This window comes from Streptomyces viridosporus, assembly GCF_002078235.1.
In the GTDB taxonomy this organism is placed as follows: Bacteria; Actinomycetota; Actinomycetes; order Streptomycetales; family Streptomycetaceae; genus Streptomyces; species Streptomyces viridosporus.
The window spans coordinates 1-19,580 of record NZ_MSGP01000328.1; the positions used below are offsets into that span (position 1 = coordinate 1).

The 19,580-nt window shown below is 72.7% G+C and carries 14 protein-coding genes and 2 pseudogenes; 9 read left to right on the top strand and 7 right to left on the bottom strand.

Annotated elements, in window-relative coordinates; genetic code table 11:
- Positions 1-560 (bottom strand): annotated as a pseudogene (locus tag B7L92_RS22905) (two-component sensor histidine kinase); the annotation flags it as partial.
- The gene (locus B7L92_RS22910) at positions 557-1,222 is read right to left on the bottom strand and encodes a response regulator transcription factor (RefSeq protein WP_081239334.1); all 666 of its coding nucleotides are present in this window, start codon (positions 1,220-1,222) and stop codon (positions 557-559) included. The pseudogene B7L92_RS22905 and the gene B7L92_RS22910, both read right to left, overlap by 4 nt.
- Positions 1,223-1,337: 115 nt before the next feature.
- Here B7L92_RS22910 and B7L92_RS22915 point away from each other — a divergent pair, with 115 nt between their 5' ends.
- Positions 1,338-2,036 carry a PepSY domain-containing protein gene (locus B7L92_RS22915; RefSeq protein WP_081239335.1) on the top strand — a complete coding sequence of 233 codons (699 nt, stop codon included), beginning with the start codon at positions 1,338-1,340 and terminating at the stop codon, positions 2,034-2,036.
- 69 nt (positions 2,037-2,105) lie between these two features.
- On the opposite strand, the gene meaB is transcribed toward B7L92_RS22915, so the two are convergent.
- Positions 2,106-3,062 carry a methylmalonyl Co-A mutase-associated GTPase MeaB gene (meaB, locus tag B7L92_RS22920; protein WP_081239336.1) on the bottom strand — a complete coding sequence of 319 codons (957 nt, stop codon included), beginning with the start codon at positions 3,060-3,062 and terminating at the stop codon, positions 2,106-2,108.
- A 43-nt stretch (positions 3,063-3,105) separates the two neighbouring features.
- Positions 3,106-4,320, bottom strand: a complete 1,215-nt coding sequence (locus B7L92_RS22925) for an acetyl-CoA C-acetyltransferase (protein ID WP_081239337.1) — start codon at positions 4,318-4,320, stop codon at positions 3,106-3,108.
- 149 nt (positions 4,321-4,469) lie between these two features.
- Between B7L92_RS22925 and mce the strand changes: the two genes are divergently transcribed.
- The 6 genes and pseudogenes from mce to B7L92_RS42590 form a co-directional block, all read left to right on the top strand.
- Complete coding sequence (gene mce, locus B7L92_RS22930; protein WP_081239338.1) at positions 4,470-4,910, top strand: methylmalonyl-CoA epimerase; 441 nt, start codon at positions 4,470-4,472, stop codon at positions 4,908-4,910.
- A 231-nt stretch (positions 4,911-5,141) separates the two neighbouring features.
- Positions 5,142-9,023 carry a polarized growth protein Scy gene (scy, locus tag B7L92_RS22935; protein WP_081239339.1) on the top strand — a complete coding sequence of 1,294 codons (3,882 nt, stop codon included), beginning with the start codon at positions 5,142-5,144 and terminating at the stop codon, positions 9,021-9,023.
- 183 nt (positions 9,024-9,206) lie between these two features.
- Positions 9,207-10,145, top strand: a complete 939-nt coding sequence (locus B7L92_RS22940; protein WP_004983298.1) for a coiled-coil domain-containing protein — start codon at positions 9,207-9,209, stop codon at positions 10,143-10,145.
- 86 nt (positions 10,146-10,231) lie between these two features.
- Positions 10,232-11,185 carry an ABC transporter ATP-binding protein gene (locus tag B7L92_RS22945; protein ID WP_081239340.1) on the top strand — a complete coding sequence of 318 codons (954 nt, stop codon included), beginning with the start codon at positions 10,232-10,234 and terminating at the stop codon, positions 11,183-11,185.
- 2 nt (positions 11,186-11,187) lie between these two features.
- The gene (locus tag B7L92_RS22950; protein ID WP_081239341.1) at positions 11,188-11,958 is read left to right on the top strand and encodes an ABC transporter permease; all 771 of its coding nucleotides are present in this window, start codon (positions 11,188-11,190) and stop codon (positions 11,956-11,958) included.
- 133 nt (positions 11,959-12,091) lie between these two features.
- Positions 12,092-13,171 (top strand): annotated as a pseudogene (locus tag B7L92_RS42590) (ABC transporter ATP-binding protein); the annotation flags it as partial.
- Positions 13,172-14,086: 915 nt separating this feature from the next.
- Here the strand turns inward: B7L92_RS42590 and B7L92_RS22960 are convergent.
- Positions 14,087-14,419: an Rv1322 family protein gene (locus B7L92_RS22960; RefSeq protein ID WP_081239343.1), complete on the bottom strand. Its 333-nt coding sequence runs from the start codon at positions 14,417-14,419 to the stop codon at positions 14,087-14,089.
- A gap of 243 nt (positions 14,420-14,662) precedes the next feature.
- Here B7L92_RS22960 and B7L92_RS22965 point away from each other — a divergent pair, with 243 nt between their 5' ends.
- Complete coding sequence (locus B7L92_RS22965) at positions 14,663-15,691, top strand: LLM class flavin-dependent oxidoreductase (protein WP_081239344.1); 1,029 nt, start codon at positions 14,663-14,665, stop codon at positions 15,689-15,691.
- Between the two features lie 85 nt (positions 15,692-15,776).
- On the opposite strand, the gene B7L92_RS22970 is transcribed toward B7L92_RS22965, so the two are convergent.
- A complete protein-coding gene (locus tag B7L92_RS22970) occupies positions 15,777-16,169 on the bottom strand; it encodes an SCO5389 family protein (protein ID WP_004983310.1) in 393 nt (130 codons plus the stop codon).
- Between the two features lie 288 nt (positions 16,170-16,457).
- On the opposite strand from B7L92_RS22970, the gene nucS reads away from it, so the two are divergent.
- Entirely contained in the window at positions 16,458-17,129 is a 672-nt protein-coding gene (gene nucS / locus B7L92_RS22975; protein ID WP_026084867.1) for an endonuclease NucS, read from the top strand.
- A 75-nt stretch (positions 17,130-17,204) separates the two neighbouring features.
- Here the strand turns inward: nucS and B7L92_RS22980 are convergent, their stop codons facing one another.
- Positions 17,205-19,547, bottom strand: a complete 2,343-nt coding sequence (locus B7L92_RS22980; protein WP_255311092.1) for an ATP-binding protein — start codon at positions 19,545-19,547, stop codon at positions 17,205-17,207.
- Positions 19,548-19,580 lie beyond the last annotated feature (33 nt).

Below are 19,580 nucleotides of genomic sequence, written 5' to 3' on the forward strand. Positions count from 1 at the left end.
CGGTCGTGGGTCTGCACGTCGACGGCCGCGAACCGGTAGTCCTCGGTGTCGCCGACGATCGTCGCGGAGCCGTTCCCGAAGGTGGTCTCGCCGGCGATCTCACCGGGGGCGAGGTCCTCGCCGGAGCCACCGGAGTCCTCGGCGTCGTCCGAGTCGTCGTCCGAGTCGTCCGAGTCATCGGAATCGTCGGAGTCGTCATCGTCGTCGCCCGGGGCGGACGGGGCGGGCGGGGCGGAGGGACGCGGCTTCACCTCGTCGGTCGCCGTGCCGCTGATCCGCTCCAGGTCCTCGCTGGCCGCGACCAGCCCGCCGCCCTCGTCGAGGATCTGCACCGGCCCGTCGTCGCCGTCCAGCCCCGTCAGGTCCTCGTACGCCGTCCGGGCGGCCAGATCGAAGGCGACCGCCCGGGCGGAGCGCTCCGCCCGGGTGCCCGCCTCGGCGGTCAGGTTGGAGCGCAGCGCCAGCACCACGGCGAACCCCGCCGTGACGAGGGCCACGGCGACCACCAGGGTCGCGCCGAGCGTCGCCCGCGACCGGACCGAGCCGAACAGCCGGTTCACCGCGCCGTCTCCAGCCGGTACCCGGCGCCGCGCACGGTCCGGATCAGCCCGGCGCGCAGCTTGCGGCGCAGGGCGCTGACGTAGACCTCGACGATGTTCGGGTCGCCCTCGTAGGCGAAGTCCCAGACGTGCTCCAGGATCTCCGCCTTGGAGACCACCTCGCCGGCCCGCAGCACCAGCTGCTCCAGGACGGAGAACTCCTTGGCGGTCAGCGCCACCTCGTCCTCGCCCAGGAAGACCCGGCGGGCGGCGGTGTCCACCCTGAGGTCGCCGTGCACGTGCACCGGGGAGGCCCCGACGCCCTGCCGGCGGCGCAGCAGCGCCTTGACGCGGGCGACGAGGACGACGTACGAGAACGGCTTGGTGAGGTAGTCGTCGGCGCCCGTGTCCAGGCCCTCGGCCTCGTCGTACTCGCCGTCCTTGGCGGTGAGCATCAGGATCGGCACGTCGTGCCCGGCGGCGCGCAGGGCGGCGCAGACCCGGTAACCGTTCAGGCCGGGCAGCATGATGTCGAGGACGACCAGGTCGTACGACCCCTCGGTGGCCCGGTGCAGCCCTTCCCGGCCGTCGTGGACGACGTCCACGGCATAGCCCTCGGCGGTCAGTCCCTTGGCGAGCGACAGGGCGAGCCGCTTCTCGTCCTCCACGATCAACAGGCGCATGCCCCCAAGGGTCGCAAAGGGAACCTGAAGATCACTTCAGGCGGTTTCAGGTTCCTTTCAGCCTCGGTCGGCGAGATTGAAGGCGTCGAAAACGAACGACAGGGGAGGAACCCGCATGAAGCGCAACATCGTGATCGCCGCCGTCACGGCCGCAGCCCTCGTCGGAGGAGGTACGGCGACGGCCCTCGCGGTCTCGGGGGACGACGCGCCGAAGCGGCAGGCGAACACGTGGGCAGCGGACGACGACGACCGCGACGACCGGGACGACGACGGTCGGGACGATGACGACCGGGACGACGACGGAGCGCGTGACCGCGACGACGACCGCGACGACGACGCGCAGGCGGCCTCCTCGAAGGTGACCGCCGCCGAAGCCGTCGCCGCCGCCCTGAAGCACACGCCGGGCACCGCCGTCTCCGTGGAACTGGACGACGAGGACGACGACGGTGACAGGACGGCCTGGGAGGTCGACGTCCTCACCGGCGGCGACACCTGGTACAGCGTGTGGGTCGACCCGGCCACCGGCAAGGTCCTGGGCGCCCAGCAGGACGACGAGGACGACGCCGACGAGGTGCGGGCCGCGCTGAAGGGGACGTCGGTGACGGCCGAGGAGGCCGCGAGGGCGGCGGCCGCCAAGGGGACGGTGACGTCGGTGGAGCTGGACGACGACGGCGACGAGGGCTGGGAGGTCGAGACCCGGGCCTCCGGCGGGGACGACCGGGACTGGCGGGTCGGCCTGAACAGCGGCAAGGTCACGGCGGACGGGGACGACGACTCCGACGACGGCTCCGATGACGACGGGGACGACGCCTGAGGGTGCGGATGAGGGGCGGCCGGGGGCGGATGGTTCCGCTCCCGGCCGCCCCTCACCTGTGCCCGGGGGTCAGCTCTCCGTCAGCCCCGCCACCAGCTCGTCCGCCGCCCGGTACGGGTCCAGCTCGCCGGCGATGATCCGTTCCGCCAGGGCGCCGAGCCGGCGGTCGCCGTGGAGGTCGCCGATGCGTTCGCGCAGGGCGGTGACGGCGATCGTCTCGACCTCGCGGGCGGCGCGGGCCAACCGGCGCTCCGCCAGGACGCCCCGCTCCTCCATCCACGCGCGGTGCTTCTCCAGCGCCTCGACGACCTCGTCGACGCCCTCCGCGCGCGCGGCGACCGTCTTGACGATCGGCGGGCGCCAGTCGCCGGGGGCGCGGGACTCGCCGAGGCCGAGCATGTGGTTCAGCTCCCGGGCGGTGGCGTCGGCGCCGTCGCGGTCGGCCTTGTTGACGACGTAGACGTCACCGATCTCCAGGATCCCGGCCTTGGCGGCCTGGATGCCGTCGCCCATGCCGGGGGCGAGCAGGACGACGGAGGTGTCGGCCTGGGAGGCGATCTCCACCTCCGACTGGCCGACGCCGACCGTCTCGACCAGGATCACGTCGCAGCCCGCCGCGTCCAGGACCCGGATGGCCTGCGGCGCGGCCCAGGCGAGGCCGCCGAGGTGGCCGCGGGAGGCCATGGAGCGGATGTAGACGCCGGGGTCGGAGGCGTGCTCCGACATCCGGACGCGGTCGCCGAGCAGGGCGCCGCCGGAGAACGGCGAGGACGGGTCGACGGCCAGGACGCCGACCCGCTTGCCCTGTTTGCGGTACGCGGCCACCAGTGCCGAGGTGGACGTCGACTTGCCGACGCCCGGCGAGCCGGTCAGACCGACGACGTACGCGTTGCCGGTGAGCGGTGCCAGGGCCGCCATGACCTCCCTCAACTGCGGGGACGCCCCCTCCACCAGGGAGATCAGCCGGGCCACGGCCCGCGGCCTGCCCTCTCTGGCCCGGGCCACCAGAGTGGAGACGTCCTGCATCACAGCTCCGTTCACGAGGGGGAAACCAGCAAACAAATCCGGCTCAGGCCTTGGGTACCCGCACGATCAGCGCGTCACCCTGGCCGCCGCCGCCGCACAGCGCCGCCGCGCCGACCCCGCCGCCGCGCCGCTTCAGCTCCAGCGCCAAGTGCAGCACGAGCCGCGCGCCGGACATCCCGATCGGGTGACCCAGGGCGATGGCGCCACCGTTGACATTCACCTTTTCGGCGGAAACGCCGAGATCCTTCATTGACTGCACCGCGACCGCGGCGAACGCCTCGTTGATCTCGACGAGGTCGAGGTCGGAGACCTCCAGGCCCTCCTTCTTCAGGGCGTGCAGGATCGCGTTGGACGGCTGCGACTGCAGGGAGTTGTCGGGGCCGGCCACATTGCCGTGGGCGCCGATCTCGGCGATCCAGTCCAGGCCGAGCTCCTGCGCCTTGGCCTTGCTCATCACGACCACGGCCGCCGCACCGTCCGAGATCTGCGAGGAGGAGCCGGCGGTGATGGTGCCGTCCTTGGCGAAGGCGGGGCGCAGCTTGCCGAGCGACTCGGCGGTGGTGTCGCCGCGGATGCCCTCGTCCTTGCTGAACAGGACCGGGTCGCCCTTGCGCTGCGGGATCTCGACCGGGGTGATCTCGGCCTCGAAGACGCCGTTCTTCTGCGCGGCGGCGGCCCGCTGGTGGGACAGGGCGGCGATCTCGTCCTGCTCCTGGCGGCCGATGCCCAGGCGCGTGTTGTGCTTCTCGGTGGACTCGCCCATGGCGACGCCCTCGAAGGAGTCGGTCAGACCGTCGTACGCCATGGCGTCGAGCATCTGGACGGCGCCGTACTTGAAGCCCTCGCGGGACTTCGGCAGCAGGTGCGGGGCGTTGGTCATGGACTCCTGGCCGCCGGCGACGACCACGTCGAACTCGCCGGCCCGGATCAGCTGGTCGGCCAGCGCGATGGCGTCCAGACCGGAGAGGCACACCTTGTTGATGGTGAGCGCCGGGACGTTCATCGGGATGCCCGCCTTGACGGCGGCCTGACGTGCCGGGATCTGCCCCGCCCCGGCCTGGAGCACCTGCCCCATGATCACGTACTGGACCTGGTCGCCGCCGATCCCCGCACGGTCGAGGGCGGCCTTGATCGCGAAGCCGCCGAGGTCGGCCCCGGAGAAGGACTTGAGCGAACCGAGCAGCCGACCCATCGGGGTGCGGGCGCCCGCGACGATGACGGACGTCGTGCCGTTCGCTGCGGAAGATGCAGAAGACATGAGCTGCGATCCCCTTACCGGCCTGCACAGCCGAGGAGTGAACGAGGGTTTACTTCGAATGTACTGAGGCCCGGCGCACCCCGTCATCGGGCCGTCGGTGTGATCGCGCGCACGTTGCGTAACCACCCCGGGAGCGCTGCACTGAAACCATGCTGACGCGAATCGACCACATCGGGATCGCCTGTTTCGACCTCGACAGGACCGTCGAGTTCTACCGTGCCACCTACGGCTTCGAGGTGTTCCACTCCGAGGTCAACGAGGAGCAGGGCGTGCGCGAGGCCATGCTCAAGATCAACGACACCTCGGACGGCGGCGCCTCCTACCTCCAGCTGCTGGAACCGACCCGGGAGGACTCCACGGTCGCCAAGTGGCTGGCGAAGAACGGCGAGGGCGTCCACCACATCGCCTTCGGTACGGCGGACGTCGACGCCGACGCCGCTGCCATCAAGGACAAGGGCGTACGCGTTCTGTACGAAGAGCCCCGGCGCGGCTCCATGGGGTCACGCATCACCTTCCTGCACCCCAAGGACTGCCATGGCGTACTGACAGAACTGGTCACTTCGGCGCCGGTTGAGTCACCTGAGCACTGACCCACGTACATATGGGCCGGTAGGGTTGGGTGCGGTCGCCGCTCGATCCAGGGTGACCGGGTCCTGCCGTCAACGACGGCGGGACCGACCGGGGTCCGGGTTGAGGGGGGCGAGCGCCGGGGCAGCAGCCCATGCTCCGCCGCCGATCTGACACCATTCCCCGGGAGCACCGTTCGCCGGACGGACGGGGCTCGGCCAGACTTGCGACCAGGGGACGGATGGGACCGCGCAGTGCGGGGCTACGAGAGCCAGGAGCGAGAGCCGGCGGCTGACGTCGACCACCTCTCTCGGTTCGAAGCCGAGATGAAGCGGCTGAAGACCGAGCGGGAAAAGGCGATCCAGCACGCCGAGGACCTCGGCTACCAGGTCGAGGTGCTGCGCGCCAAGCTGCACGAGGCGCGCCGCACCATCATGTCCCGGCCCGCCTACGACGGCGGGGACCTCGGCTACCAGGCCGAGCAGTTGCTGCGCAACGCGCAGCTGCAGGCCGACCAGTTGCGGGCGGACGCCGAGCGTGAGCTGAGCCAGGCGCGGGCGCAGACCCAGCGGATCCTGCAGGAGCACGCGGAGCAGGCGGCCCGGCTCCAGGCGGAGCTGCACCAGGAGGCGGTGACCCGGCGCCAGCAGCTCGACCAGGAGCTGGCGGAGCGCCGGCAGACCGTCGAGTCGCACGTCAACGAGAACGTTGCCTGGGCGGAGCAGTTGCGCGCCCGGACGGAGGCTCAGGCCCGCCGGCTCCTCGAGGAGTCCCGCGCGGAGGCCGAGCAGGCCATGGCCGCCGCGCGTGCGGAGGCGGAGCGACTGACCGCCGAGGCGCGCCAGCGGCTGCAGAGCGAGGCCGAGTCGGCCCGCGCGGAGGCCGAGCAGCTCCTGCGCCGGGCCCGCGCGGACGCGGAGCGGCTGCTGAACGCCGCCTCCGCTCAGGCGCAGGAGGCCACCGACCACGCCGAGCAGCTGCGGACGTCGACGGCCGGCGAGACGCAGGCCGCGCGTCGTGAGGCGCAGGAGCTCGGCAGGGCCGCCGAGCAGCGCATGGCGGAGGCCGAGACCGCGCTGCGCGAGGCCCGCACCGAGGCGGAGAAGGTGCTCGCCGAGGCCAAGGAGGCCGCCGCCAAGGCGCTCGCCTCCGCCGAGTCGGCGAACGAGACCCGGACGCGCACCGCCAAGGAGCAGGTGGCCCGGCTGGTCCAGGAGGCCACGAAGGAGGCCGAGCAGACCAAGTCCGAGGCCGAGCAGCTGGTCGCGGACGCCCGCGCGGAGGCCGAGAAGATCGTCGCCGAGGCCGCCGAGAAGGCCCGCACGATCACCGCCGAGGAGTCGGCCACCCAGCTGTCCAAGGCGGCGAAGACCGCCGAGGACGTGCTCAACAAGGCGTCGGAGGACGCCAAGAAGACCACCAGGGCCGCCGCCGAGGAGGCCGAGCGGATCCGCAGGGAGGCCGAGGCCGAGGCGGACCGGCTGCGGGCCGAGGCGCACGACATCGCCGAGCAGCTCAAGGGCGCCGCCAAGGACGACACCAAGGAGTACCGCGCCAAGACGGTCGAGCTGCAGGAGGAGGCCCGCCGGCTGCGCGGCGAGGCCGAGCAGCTGCGCGCCGACGCGGTCGCCGAGGGCGAGAAGATCCGCGCGGAGGCCCGCAAGGAGGCCGTGGCGCAGATCGAGGAGGCGGCGAAGTCCGCCGAGGAACTGCTCGCCAAGGCCAAGGCGGACGCGGACGAACTGCGCTCCACCGCGCAGACGGACAGCGAGAAGGTCCGCACCGAGGCCATCGAGCGCGCCACCGCGCTGCGCCGGCAGGCCGAGGAGACGCTGGAGCGCACCCGCAAGGAGGCCGAGCGGCACCGTGCGGAGGCCGCCGAGCAGGCCGAGGCCCTCAAGGAGGACGCCGAGCGGGCCGCGCGCGAGCTGCGCGAGGAGACCGAGCGGGCCGTCGAGGCCCGGCGCGCGGAGGCCGCCGAGGAGCTGACGCGGCTGCACACGGAGGCCGAGGAGCGGCTCGCCGCCGCCGAGCAGGCGCTGAGCGACGCCCGTGAGGAGGCGGCCCGGATCCGCCGGGAGGCGTCCGAGGAGGGCGAGCGGCTGCGCACCGAGGCCGCTGAGCGGATCCGCGCGCTCCAGCAGCAGGCGGAGGTGGAGGCCGAGCGGCTGCGCACCGAGGCCGCCGCCGACGCGTCCGCGTCCCGCGCCGAGGGCGAGGCCGTCGCCGTACGGCTGCGTTCGGAGGCCGCGGCCGAGGCGGAGCGGCTGAAGTCGGAGGCGCAGGACAGCGCCGACCGGGTGCGGGCCGAGGCCCAGGCCGCCGCCGAGCGGCTGGGCGCGGAGGCGTCGGAGACGCTGGCCGCCGCGCAGGAGGAGGCCGCCCGGCGCCGCCGCGAGGCCGAGGAACTCCTCGGTGCGGCGCGGCAGGAGGCCGACCAGGAGCGCGAGCGGGCCCGCGAGCAGAGCGAGGAGCTGCTGGCCTCGGCGCGCACGCGCGTGGAGGAGGCGCAGGCGGAGGCCGTGCGCCTGGTCGAGGAGGCCGACCGGCGCGCCACCGAGATGGTGTCGGCCGCCGAGCAGCACGCCCAGCAGGTGCGGGACTCCGTCGCGGGGCTGCACGAGCAGGCCCAGGAGGAGATCGCCGGGCTGCGCAGCGCCGCCGAGCACGCGGCGGAGCGCACCCGTCGCGAGGCCGAGGAGGAGGCGGAGCGGGTCCGCGCCGACGCCTACGCGGAGCGGGAGCGGGCGTCCGAGGACGCGGGCCGGCTGCGGCGCGAGGCGCAGGAGGAGACGGAGGCCGCCAAGACGCTGGCCGAGCGCACGGTGTCCGAGGCGATCACGGAGGCCGACCGGATCCGCACGGAGGTCACCGAGCACGCCCAGCGGGTGCGCACGGAGGCCTCGGACACCATCGCCGAGGCCGAGCAGAGCGCGGCGCGCACCCGGGCGGACGCCCGCGAGGACGCCAACCGGATCCGTTCGGACGCGGCGACCCAGGCGGACACCCTCATCACCGAGGCGCGCAGCGAGGCCGAGCGGCTCACCGTCGAGACCGTCGCGGAGACCGACCGGCTGCGCACGGAGACGGTCGCCGAGGCCGAGCGGGTGCGGGCCGAGTCGGTCGCCAAGGCGGAGAAGCTGATCGCGGACGCCACGGGCGACGCGGAGCGGCTGCGGGCCGAGGCCGCCCAGACCGTGGGGGCGGCGCAGCAGCACGCGGAGCGGATCCGCGGCGAGGCCGAGCGGGTCAGGACCGACGCGGAGGCGGAGGCCGAGCGGCTGGTGTCGTCCGCGCGCGAGGAGTCCGAGCGGACGCTGGACGAGGCCCGCAAGGAGGCCAACAAGCGGCGCTCCGAGGCCGCCGAGCAGGTCGACAAGCTCATCACGGAGACCACCGCCGAGGCGGACAAGCTGCTCACCGAGGCGCAGCAGCAGGCGCAGAAGACGACCGCGGACGCCGAGGCGCAGGCGGACACGATGGTCGGCGCGGCCCGCAGCGAGGCCGAGCGGATCGTGTCCGAGGCGACCGTCGAGGGCAACACGCGTGTGGAGAAGGCCCGTACGGACGCGGACGAGCTGCTGGTCGGCGCGCGCCGGGACGCGACGCAGATCCGGGAGCGCGCGGAGGAGCTGCGCGAGCGCGTCACGAGCGAGATCGAGGAACTGCACGAGCGGGCCCGCCGGGAGGCGGCCGAGACGATGAAGTCCACGGGCGACCGCTGCGACGCGCTCATCAAGGCCGCCGAGGAGCAGCTCGCCAAGGCCGAGGCGAAGGCCAAGGAGCTCGTCTCCGAGGCCAACTCCGAGGCGGGCAAGGTGCGCATCGCCGCGGTGAAGAAGGCCGAGGGCCTGCTGAAGGAGGCGGAGCAGAAGAAGGCCGCGCTGGTCCGGGAGGCCGAGGAGCTGAAGGCCGAGGCGGTCCGCGAGGCGCGGCGCACGGTCGAGGAGGGCAAGCGCGAGCTGGAGGTCCTGGTGCGCCGCCGGGAGGACATCCAGGCCGAGATCTCCCGGGTCCAGGACGTCCTGGAGGCGCTCGAGTCGTTCGAGGCGCCGTCGGGAGGCAAGGACAACGGGGTCAAGGCGGGTGCCTCCGCGGGTGCCGCCCGTTCGGGTGGCAAGTCGTCGGATAGCTAGCGAACCGGTCAAAACCCCCCTGGTTTTGGGGGTTTTGACCAAGGCTCTGGCAAGCTGTCCGACGGTCAGCCACCCAAAAGGGGTGTCATTCTCCGTATCAAACGTGCATCCGCTCGATGACACACCGCATTGACGCCTAGGATTCCACCTATCACCTCACCGGTCTCTTTCGACAGGAACCCCATGAGCGACACTTCCCCCTACGGCTTCGAGCTTGTGCGGCGTGGGTACGACCGCGCTCAGGTGGACGAACGTATCTCCAAGCTCGTCTCCGACCGTGACAGTGCACTCGCCCGCATCACCGCTCTGGAAAAGCGCATCGAGGAACTCCACCTCGAGACCCAGAACGCCCAGGCCCAGGTCAGCGACGCCGAGCCGTCGTACGCCGGGCTCGGCGCCCGGGTCGAGAAGATCCTGCGGCTCGCCGAGGAAGAGGCGAAGGACCTGCGCGAGGAGGCCCGTCGCGCGGCGGAGCAGCACCGTGAGCTCGCCGAATCGGCCGCCCAGCAGGTACGCAACGACGCCGAGTCCTACGCCGCCGAGCGCAAGGCGAAGGCCGAGGACGAGGGCGTACGGATCGTCGAGAAGGCCCAGGGCGAAGCCGCACAGCTTCGGTCCGAGGCACAGAAGGACGCGCAGTCCAAGCGGGAGGAGGCGGACGCCCTCTTCGAGGAGACCCGCGCCAAGGCCGCACAGGCCGCCGCCGACTTCGAGACGAACCTCGCCAAGCGCCGCGAGCAGTCCGAGCGCGACCTGGCGTCCCGTCAGGCCAAGGCCGAGAAGCGTCTCGCCGAGATCGAGCACCGCGCGGAGCAGCTCCGCCTGGAGGCCGAGAAGCTGCGCACCGACGCCGAGCGCCGCGCCCGCCAGACGGTGGAGACCGCGCAGCGCCAGGCCGAGGACATCGTGGCCGACGCCAACGCCAAGGCCGACCGGATCCGTTCGGAATCGGAGCGCGAGCTCGCGGCCCTGACCAACCGCCGCGACTCCATCAACGCCCAGCTGACGAACGTCCGCGAGATGCTCGCCACGCTCACGGGCGCCGCGGTGGCCGCGACCGGCACGCCCGCCACCGAGGACGAGCCGATCTCCCGCGGGGTCCCGGCCCAGCAGTCCCGATAACGTTTCGGGACACGGCGACCGAACATCGGGCGAAGCCCTCCGCCACTGGGGTGGCAGAGGGCTTCGCCCCGTTCTAGCGTGGCCGCATGATCGAGCTCGAGGGGCTGACCAAGCGGTACGGCGAGAAGACGGCGGTCGACCATCTGACCTTCACGGTCAGACCGGGCATCGTCACGGGCTTCCTCGGCCCCAACGGGGCGGGCAAGTCGACCACCATGCGGATGATCCTGGGCCTGGACCGGCCCACCGCCGGGGACGTCCGGATCGACGGCAGGCACTACGACGAGCTCAAGGACCCGCTGACCTCCATCGGCGCCCTGCTGGAGGCGAAGGGCGCGCACCCCGGCCGCAGCGCCCGCAACCACCTGCTGTGCCTCGCCCAGAGCAACGGCATCCCGGACCGGCGGGTGCGCGAGGTGCTGGACACGGTCGGGCTGACGGCGGTGGCGCGGAAGAAGGCCAAGGGTTTCTCGCTCGGCATGGGCCAGCGGCTCGGCATCGCCGCCGCGCTGCTCGGCGACCCGCGGATCCTGCTGTTCGACGAGCCGGTCAACGGCCTCGACCCCGAGGGCATCCTCTGGGTGCGCACCCTGATGAAGTCGCTGGCCGCCGAGGGCCGCACCGTCTTCGTCTCCTCCCACCTGATGAGCGAGATGGCGCTCACCGCCGACCACCTCGTCGTCATCGGCCAGGGCCGGCTGCTCGCCGACACCTCCATGGCCGATTTCATCGCACGCAACTCCCGCTCCTACGTCCGCATCCGCAGCCCGCAGCGGGAACGGCTGCTGGACGTGCTGCACCAGGCCGGGATCACCGCCGTGGAGAGCGGTGACGGGACCCTGGAGGTGGACGGCGACAAGGCCGAGCACATCGGGGAGCTGGCCGCCCGGCACCAGCTGGTGCTGCACGAGCTGAGCCCGCAACAGGCCTCGCTGGAGGAGGCGTTCATGCAGTTGACCGCGGAGTCGGTGGAGTACCACGCCCACTCCGGTACGCCCGTGTCCCCGCAGCAGTGGGGCGACGACTGGAAGAAGGGCTGAGCATGGCGACGGTACAGGTCGTCCGGTCCGAGTGGACCAAGATCCGGTCGGTGGCGTCCACGGTGTGGACGCTCTCCCTGGCGGTGGTCGTCACCATCGCGCTCGGCATGCTGATCTCGGCGCTGGCGAGAAGCGAGTTCGACCGGATGAGCACGCAGGACCGCATCACCTTCGACCCGACGTTCATCAGCTTCGCCGGGATGAGCCTCGGCCAGCTCGCGATGATCGTGTTCGGGGTGCTGGTGGTGTCGAACGAGTACAGCACCGGCATGATCCGCACCTCGCTGGCGGCGGTACCGCAGCGCGGCACGTTCCTGTTCGCCAAGCTGGCGGTCGCCACCGTGCTCGGGCTCGTGGTCTCCATGGCCACCAGCTTCGCCGCCTTCTTCCTGGGCCAGGCGATGCTCGGCGAGCACCGGGCGTCCCTCGGGGACGACGGGGTGCTGCGCGCGGTCATCGGCGGCGGCCTCTACATGACCCTGATCGCGGTGTTCTCGATGGGCGTCGCCACGATGCTGCGCTCGCCGATGCTGTCGCTCGGCATCCTGGTCCCGTTCTTCTTCCTGATCTCCAGCATCCTGGGCTACGTCGACGCGACGAAGGACGTCGTCCGCTTCCTGCCCGACCATGCCGGCAGCAGGATCATGCAGGTGGTGCCGCCGGTCGGCGACGACACCCCGTACGGGCCCTGGGGCGGCCTCGGGATCATGGTGCTGTGGGTGCTCGCCGCGCTCGTCGGCGGCTACGTGCTGCTCAAGCGGCGCGACGCCTAGTGACGCCCGGCGAGGGGCCTGATCCGTGCGGTTTTTACCTCGCCTTGGGCGGAACCGTCAGCGCCTGGATATCCTCCTAACCCTTACGGGGGCGTATGCCCTGCTGTCCTGAACCTTTCGATGGGTGCGGAGCATGATCGAGGCAGTCGGCCTGACCAAGCGCTACGGCGACAAGACCGCTGTGTACAACCTGTCCTTCCAGGTGCGACCCGGCGCCGTCACCGGCTTCCTGGGCCCCAACGGCTCCGGCAAGTCGACGACGATGCGGATGATCCTCGGCCTGGACAACCCCACCGCGGGCCATGTCACGATCGGCGGCTACCCGTACCGCAGACTGCCCAACGCCCCCCGCCAGGTCGGCGCGCTGCTGGACGCCAAGGCGGTGCACGGCGGCCGCAGCGCCCGCAACCACCTGCTGTCCCTGGCCCAGCTCTCCGGCATCCCGGCCCGGCGCGTGGACGAGGTGCTGGGCGTGGTCGGCCTGCACGAGGTGGCCGGCCGGCGCTCGAAGGGCTTCTCGCTCGGCATGGGCCAGCGGCTCGGCATCGCCGCCGCGCTGCTCGGCGACCCCCAGGTGCTGCTGTTCGACGAGCCGGTCAACGGCCTCGACCCCGAGGGCATCCTCTGGGTGCGCAACCTGATGAAGTCGCTGGCCGCCGAGGGCCGCACGGTCTTCGTCTCCTCCCACCTGATGAGCGAGATGGCGCTCACCGCCGACCACCTCATCGTCATCGGGCGGGGCCAGCTCCTCGCCGACATGAGCGTGAAGGACTTCATCTCCGCCAACTCCGCCGACTTCGCGCGCGTGCGCACGCCCGACACCGAGCCGCAGCAGCGCGAGAAGCTGTCCGCCGCGATCACCGAGGCCGGCGGCCACGTCCTGCCCGAGCAGGACGGCGCGCTGCGGGTGACGGGACTGCCGCTGCCGCGCATCAGCGACATCGCCCACGACACCGGCGTACGCCTGTGGGAGCTGTCCCCGCACCAGGCCTCGCTGGAGGAGGCGTACATGCGGATGACGCAGGGCGCCGTCGACTACCGCTCGACCACCGACCAGAAGGCGGGGCTCCAGCAGCCGCTGCCGCCCGACGTGCAGCCGCCGATGCCGGTGCCGGGCCAGGGCCAGCCCGGCTGGTACGCCCCGCCGCCGCCCCAGCAGGGCGGGCAGCCCTTCACGGTGCCGCAGGGCGCGCCGCAGGCCCCCGCGGGCCCCTCCGGCGCGCCGTATCCCGCCTCCGGCTCGGCGTATCCCGCCTCCGGCTCGGCGTATCCCGCCTCCGGCTCGGCGTATCCCGCCTCCGGCTCGGCGTATCCCGGCTACACCTCGCCGATCCCGGTGGTGCGCACGCACCTCGGGCACGCGCTCGCCTCCGAGTGGACGAAGATCAGGTCGGTGCGCTCCACGATGTGGACGCTGGGCGTGTTCGTGCTGCTCGTCGTCGGCATCGGTCTGCTGACCGGCCTGGTGGTGGCGGGCCAGGACGCCGGCCTGGGCGAGGAGAGCCCGCTGGGCCTGGGCTTCTTCGGACTGCTGCTGGGCAGCATGTGCATCATGACGCTGGGCGTGCTGACCACGGCCTCCGAGTACAGCACCGGCATGATCCGCACCACGATGGTCGCCTGTCCCTCGCGCGCGCGGGTCCTCGCGGCGAAGGCCGTGGTGTTCTTCCTGGTCGCCTTCGTGGTGACCCTGGTGTCCGCCTCGCTCGTCGGCTTCGCGCACGTGGCGATGCTGGAGGGCGAGGCCAAGACCCCCTCCGGCGAGGAGTGGCTGAAGGGCACGCTCGGCATCTCGTTCTACCTCGCGCTGCTCGGCACGTTCTCGCTGGCCGTCGGCTCGATCGTCCGGCACTCGGCGGGCGCCATCACCATCATGATCGGTGCCGTGCTCGCCCCGCTGGTGATCGCGCTGTTCATGTTCTCGTCCTCGCTGCAGGACGTTCAGCAGGCGCTGTTCGAGTACTCCATCCCGAACCAGATGAGCATCTTCTACGCCAACTCCCTGAGCGAGTCCGGCCCGTCCGGCTGGGACCCGCTGTGGATCATGCTAGGGGTCACCGCCGTGGCCCTGGGCGGCGCCTTCGCCCTGCTGGAGAAGCGGGACGTCTGACGGGCTCCTCGCCCCCGGTCAGAACCTCGGCGCGTTACGGGACCGCTGCACCCGCGTGGTGCGGCGGTCCCTGGCGTTCCAGCACGCCTTGTGCCAGTGCCGGCGCTCGTCGACCCCCGAGTGCTCCGGCCAGACCACCACGTGCGGCACTCCGTCCGGGATCAACTGGTCGCAGCCGGGGCAGCGGTAGGCCTTGCCCCGGGCGCTGGACCCCGCCACGTGCCGCACGCTCCACTCCTCGTCCTGCCAGCTCTCCGTGGACTGCCAGCCGCCGTAGCGGCCGGAACGGTCCTCCTCGGCGCTCCGGCCGGAGGAACCGGCTCCCTTCGGTCGGTTGCGGCGCGGGGACACAGGACACCTCACGGGGGCTGTACAGGATGCAGGGGCCGCTTCCAGCCTACGCGGCACGCGCAGGGGTACGCGTTACTCCACCAAACGTCACAAGTCCCCTCCCCCGGCCCCGCGGAGCCCTTCCGGGCGGCCCATTCTGCAGACAATCCGCAAAGTCCACCGCCCGGCCGTGTCCTCGGCACGTGTCAGACGGTTATGCCCTGTGGGGGAGCTCCGGGTCGGGGCCAAGGAAGCAGGAAAGCAATGCGCGTTGGAAGTTTCGTGTTGGCCGCCCAGTTCCCCGGGCAGGGCGAGGGAGAGGCGCTGCACCGCGCGGTCCGCTCGGCCGAGGTGGCCGAGGAGGCGGGGCTCGACACGGTCTGGCTGGCCGAGCACCACTTCGTGCCGTACGGCACCTGCCCGTCGGCCGTCACCCTGGCCGCGTTACTGCTCGGACGCACCCGCCGTCTGCGGGTCGGCACGGCGGTGAGCGTGCTGCCCACCACCCACCCCGTGGCGCTCGGCGAGCAGGCCGCGCTGCTGCACGTCACCAGTGGCGGCCGGTTCTCGCTGGGGGTCGGGCGCGGCGGGCCGTGGGTCGACCTGGAGGTGTTCGGATCCGGCCTGGAGGCGTACGAGAAGGGGTTCCCGGAATCACTCGATCTGCTGGTGCGCTGGCTGCGCGAACCGTCCGTCGGGGCCGCCGGCGAGCGCTTCCGCTTCCGCACGGTCCCGGTCGTGCCGCGCCCGTCGGAGGCGCTCACCGAGACCGAGGGCCCCGAGGTCGTGGTCGCCTGCACCTCCCCGGCGAGCGTACGGCTGGCCGCCGAGCGCGGGCTGCCGATGCTGCTCGGGATGCACGTCGGGGACGAGGAGAAGGCCGAGATGGTCGCCCTGTGGCGGCAGCACGCGCACGCGTGCGGGCGGCCGGCCCGGGAGGTCCACCGGGTCTCCCACGTCTCGGCCGGTGTCTGCCAGATCGCGGACCGGCGCGCGGACGCGGTGGAGACGCTGACGAAGGCGATGCCGGGCTGGCTGCGCCGGGGCCTCGAGGCGCACATCACGGTGGACGGTCGGAAACGGCAGATGCGCGACCCGCTGGCGTACACCGAACTGCTCTGCGGGCTGCACCCGGTGGGCACCCCGCGGCTGTGCGCCGACCGGCTCGCGGCGACCAGTGAGCGGACCGGGATCTCCCGTTTCGCCCTGCTCGTCGAGGGGTCCGGCGACCTGGCGGCGACCGAGGAGAACGTCCGGCGGCTCGGGACCGAGGTACTGCCCCAACTCGGCTGAGTGAGCCGGGGTTCCACGCAAGGCTTGCCGCCCCGGTACGAACTGCACCTCCCGCGTACGGAGCGGCAAGCGAACGGTGGAGTGCTCAGCAGTCGCGCAGTTCCGGCGACTGGTTCAGCAACTGACTGCGGACCGAGGTGAAGCGGTCCAGCGTCTCGTCGACCGAGGAGTCGAGCGGGAACACGGCCACCCGGTGGCAGTTCTGGAAGGCCAGCCGAACACCGAAGTGCCGTTGCAGCGCACCGCGTATCGCGTCACTCGCTAGCGCACGCAGCAGCTGGCCGCGTGCCTGCTCGTCCGGCGGGGGCGTCTGGTTGTCGGCGAAGGATCCGCCGTCCACCTTCAGCTGGGCCACCAGGGAGCTGATCATCTCCCACGCAAAGGGCAGGGAGGTCCGGACGCAGTCGACGAAGGCAGCTTCGTCGACCTCGCCTCGCTCGGCCTGTTCGAGTAGGGCCGGTGAGACGTCGAGCGACATGGGTTCTCCTCTCGCACCCCCGACGAGCAGGGGTTGCCTGACAGATACGGGAGTCCGCGATATCGGACACGCTGCGTACACGCACCGCGACCTCCCGTTCACTACCGTAAGCAACGGACCGTGACCGCACCAGGAGAATGCGTGGATGCGGAACTTCCTGTGGGCCGGTAATCGGCCATCACCGAACACGCGTTTTCCAGGAGATACAGGACGTGCCTCCTGGGGCCCCCGGGGCCGCTGCGCACACGAATCGCGCCGGGGCGGGCCGGTCGAGTAGCGTTGCCGACCATGCGTCTCGTCATTGCCCGCTGCTCCGTGGACTACGCCGGGCGGCTCACCGCGCACCTGCCCTCGGCACCCCGTCTGATCCTGGTCAAGGCGGACGGCAGCGTCTCGATCCACGCCGACGACCGGGCCTACAAGCCTTTGAACTGGATGTCGCCGCCCTGCACCCTCAAAGAGGGCACCGGCGAGGAAGAGGGCGTCTGGACCGTCGTCAACAAGGCGGGCGAGAAGCTCATCATCACGATGGAGGAGGTCCTCCACGACTCCTCGCACGAACTGGGCGTCGATCCCGGCCTGATCAAGGACGGCGTGGAAGCGCACCTCCAGGAACTGCTCGCCGACCGCATCGAGACCCTCGGCGAGGGCTACACCCTCATCCGCCGCGAGTACATGACCGCCATCGGCCCCGTCGACATCCTGTGCCGGGACGCGGAGGGGCGGACCGTGGCGGTGGAGATCAAGCGGCGCGGCGAGATCGACGGCGTGGAACAGCTCACGCGCTACCTGGAGCTGCTGAACCGCGATCCCCATCTCGCCCCGGTGCGCGGCATCTTCGCCGCCCAGGAGATCAAGCCGCAGGCCCGCGTGCTCGCCACGGACCGGGGCATCGGCTGCCAGGTCCTCGACTACGACGCGCTGCGGGGCATCGAGGACGACAAGCTGCGGCTGTTCTGAGGCACGTCACGCACGACGCCGCGACGGGCGAGGGCCGGGTTCCGTGGGGAACCCGGCCCTCGTCCGTGCCGCCCGTCAGATCACCGTCTCCGGGTCGCCGGGCGTGCCGGCGTCGCTGCTCTCCGGGGCGCTCGCCGAGCTGGTCGTCTGGGCCGGGGAGGACGAGGTGGGGCCGCTGGCGGAGTCGCTGGTGGACGGCTCCTCCGTCGGCGTGGTCTCGGTCGGCTCCTGGGTCGGCGTCGGCTCGGTGGGCTCCTGGGTCGGCGTGGTGGGGTCGGGAGACGGCGAGGGAGGCGGTCCGCTCGTCTTCGTCGGCCGGGAAGTCGCGGACTGCGTCGGCGACTTCGAGGGATCGTCCGGCTCCGTCGTACCGCTCGGCTCGTCCGACGGCTCGTCCGACCCGGTGGCCGTGGGCGTCGGGTCGTCGGAGGTGCCCGGGGTGCCGTCCGGACCCGGGTCGGCCGGCCGGCTGGTGGCCCTGCCGGTGTCGCCGCCCTCGCCGGCCGCCGGGTCGGCGCCCAGGCTGCCGTCGTCGACGCCCTGGCTCGCGGACGGGTTGACGCCGACGTCGTCCGACGGACTGCCGGCGTCGCTGTCCGAGGTGGCGCCGAGGGTGACCACGGTGCCCAGCACGGCGACCAGCAGGGCGCCCGCGCCGGCCGCCACGAGGTTGCGCCGGGCCAGGCTCTTCAGCCCGCCGCCCGCCCTGCCCGGCGGCGTGGACGCGGGCGCGGGCGCGGTGCGGTGGATGACCAGGGCGGTGTCGGCGGGCGGCTGGAGGGCCGGGAAGGCCGTGGGCGTCCCGCGGGGCGGCGGGGCCGACTCCTCGACGTGGGCCTCGGGCACCTCCTCCCCCGCGGTCGGCGCGAGCGCCAGCGGGGTTCCGGAGCGGTCGGCGACCAGGGCCAGCGCACGGCGGCCGGCGACGATGCCGCGCTTGTCGGCGAGGGCGCCGCGCAGGCCGACGGACGCCTCCAGTTCGGCCCGGGCCCGGTCGAGCTGTCCGGCGCACAGGGCGTGGACGCCGAGCTCGTGGTGGAAGTAGGCCTGTTCCGGTACGTCCCCGGCGAGCCGGGCGGCCTCCGCGCCGGCCCGCAGCGCCTTCTCCCAGGCGCTCCAGTGCAGTCCCGCGGCGAACGCGGGGGCGGCGGCACGGGCCAGCCGCACGGCCGCGCCCGACTCGCCCTCGGGGTCGGCCGGCGTGAGCGGCGACAGCACGGAGAGCGCGAAGAGCACCGCGTCGGCCTCGGCGCACACCCGCTCCGGGGTCACCGAGGGGTGCCCCGCCCACCAGGCGTAGTGCTGGGCGGCGGCACGGGCCTGGGCCTCGGCCTCGTCGGCGTACCCGGCGGCCTCCAGCTGGGCCGGCACCCCGGCGGCGAGCCGGTAGCGGGAGCCGACCGGGCCGACCAGCCCGCAGGCGGCCAGCTCGCCGAGCGCGGCGTCGGCGTGGGTGTCGCCCACCAGGGCGGGCAGGTGCGCCTGATGGGGCACCTCGCCGCCGAGCGCGACGGCGAACCGCAGGGTGGCGCGGGCGGAGGCGCTGAGCCGGGAGGCGAGCAGCGGAGCGGGGGCGGCGGCCTCGCCGAGCGAGGGCAGCGGCACCTCGTCGCCGTCGACGGCGTCGTACGGCGGTGCGTCGTCGGGCCGGGCGTCCTCGAAGACGCCGAACTCGTCGACGGCGCCGGCGCCGGCCCGCAGCCGGTCGCGCTGCCGCAGCAGGGCACCGGCCTGGACGAAGCGCAGGGGCAGGCCCTCGGACTCGAACCAGAGGTCGCCGGCCCAGTTCGACTCGTCCTCGGTGAGGCGGCGGCCGACGGCCTGCTCCAGCAGGTCGAGGCTCGCCGCGCGGTCGAGTCCGCCGAGGGCGACCTCCTCGACGCCGGATCCCTCGGACGGGTCGGGCACGTCCGGGGTGGCGCCGAACAGGAAGGCGCACTCGGGGGTGGCGTCCAGCAGCTCGTCGAGCGCGGCCCCGCCGAACTCGAGGTCGTCCAGGACCACGACGGCCCCGATCTCCCGGACGCACTCCACCAGTTCGTCCCGGTCCGGGCGGTGCAGCGGAGCGTCGTGGACGGCGTAGAACAGGTCGTACAGCAGGTCCTCGGCCGAGCGGCGGTGGCCGTTCAGCCGGACGACGCCGTCGGGGGCGAGGTCCGCGCAGTCCTCGGCGACGACGTCGAGGAGCCGGGTGCGGCCGGAGCCGGCGGGGCCGGTGAGGCGTACGGAGCGGCCGCGGGCGAGCTGCCGCTGCTGGCCCGTCAGGACGAGCGCGAGAAGCTGGTGCGGCTGCTCGCCCGCGGCCGCTCCGTACGCCTCACCGGCCCCGCCGGCTCCGGCCGCACCCGGCTCCTCGACGTCGTCGCCGAGGACTGCGCGGACCTCGCCCCCGACGGCGTCGTCCGGCTGAACGGCCACCGCCGCTCGGCCGAGGACCTGCTGTACGACCTG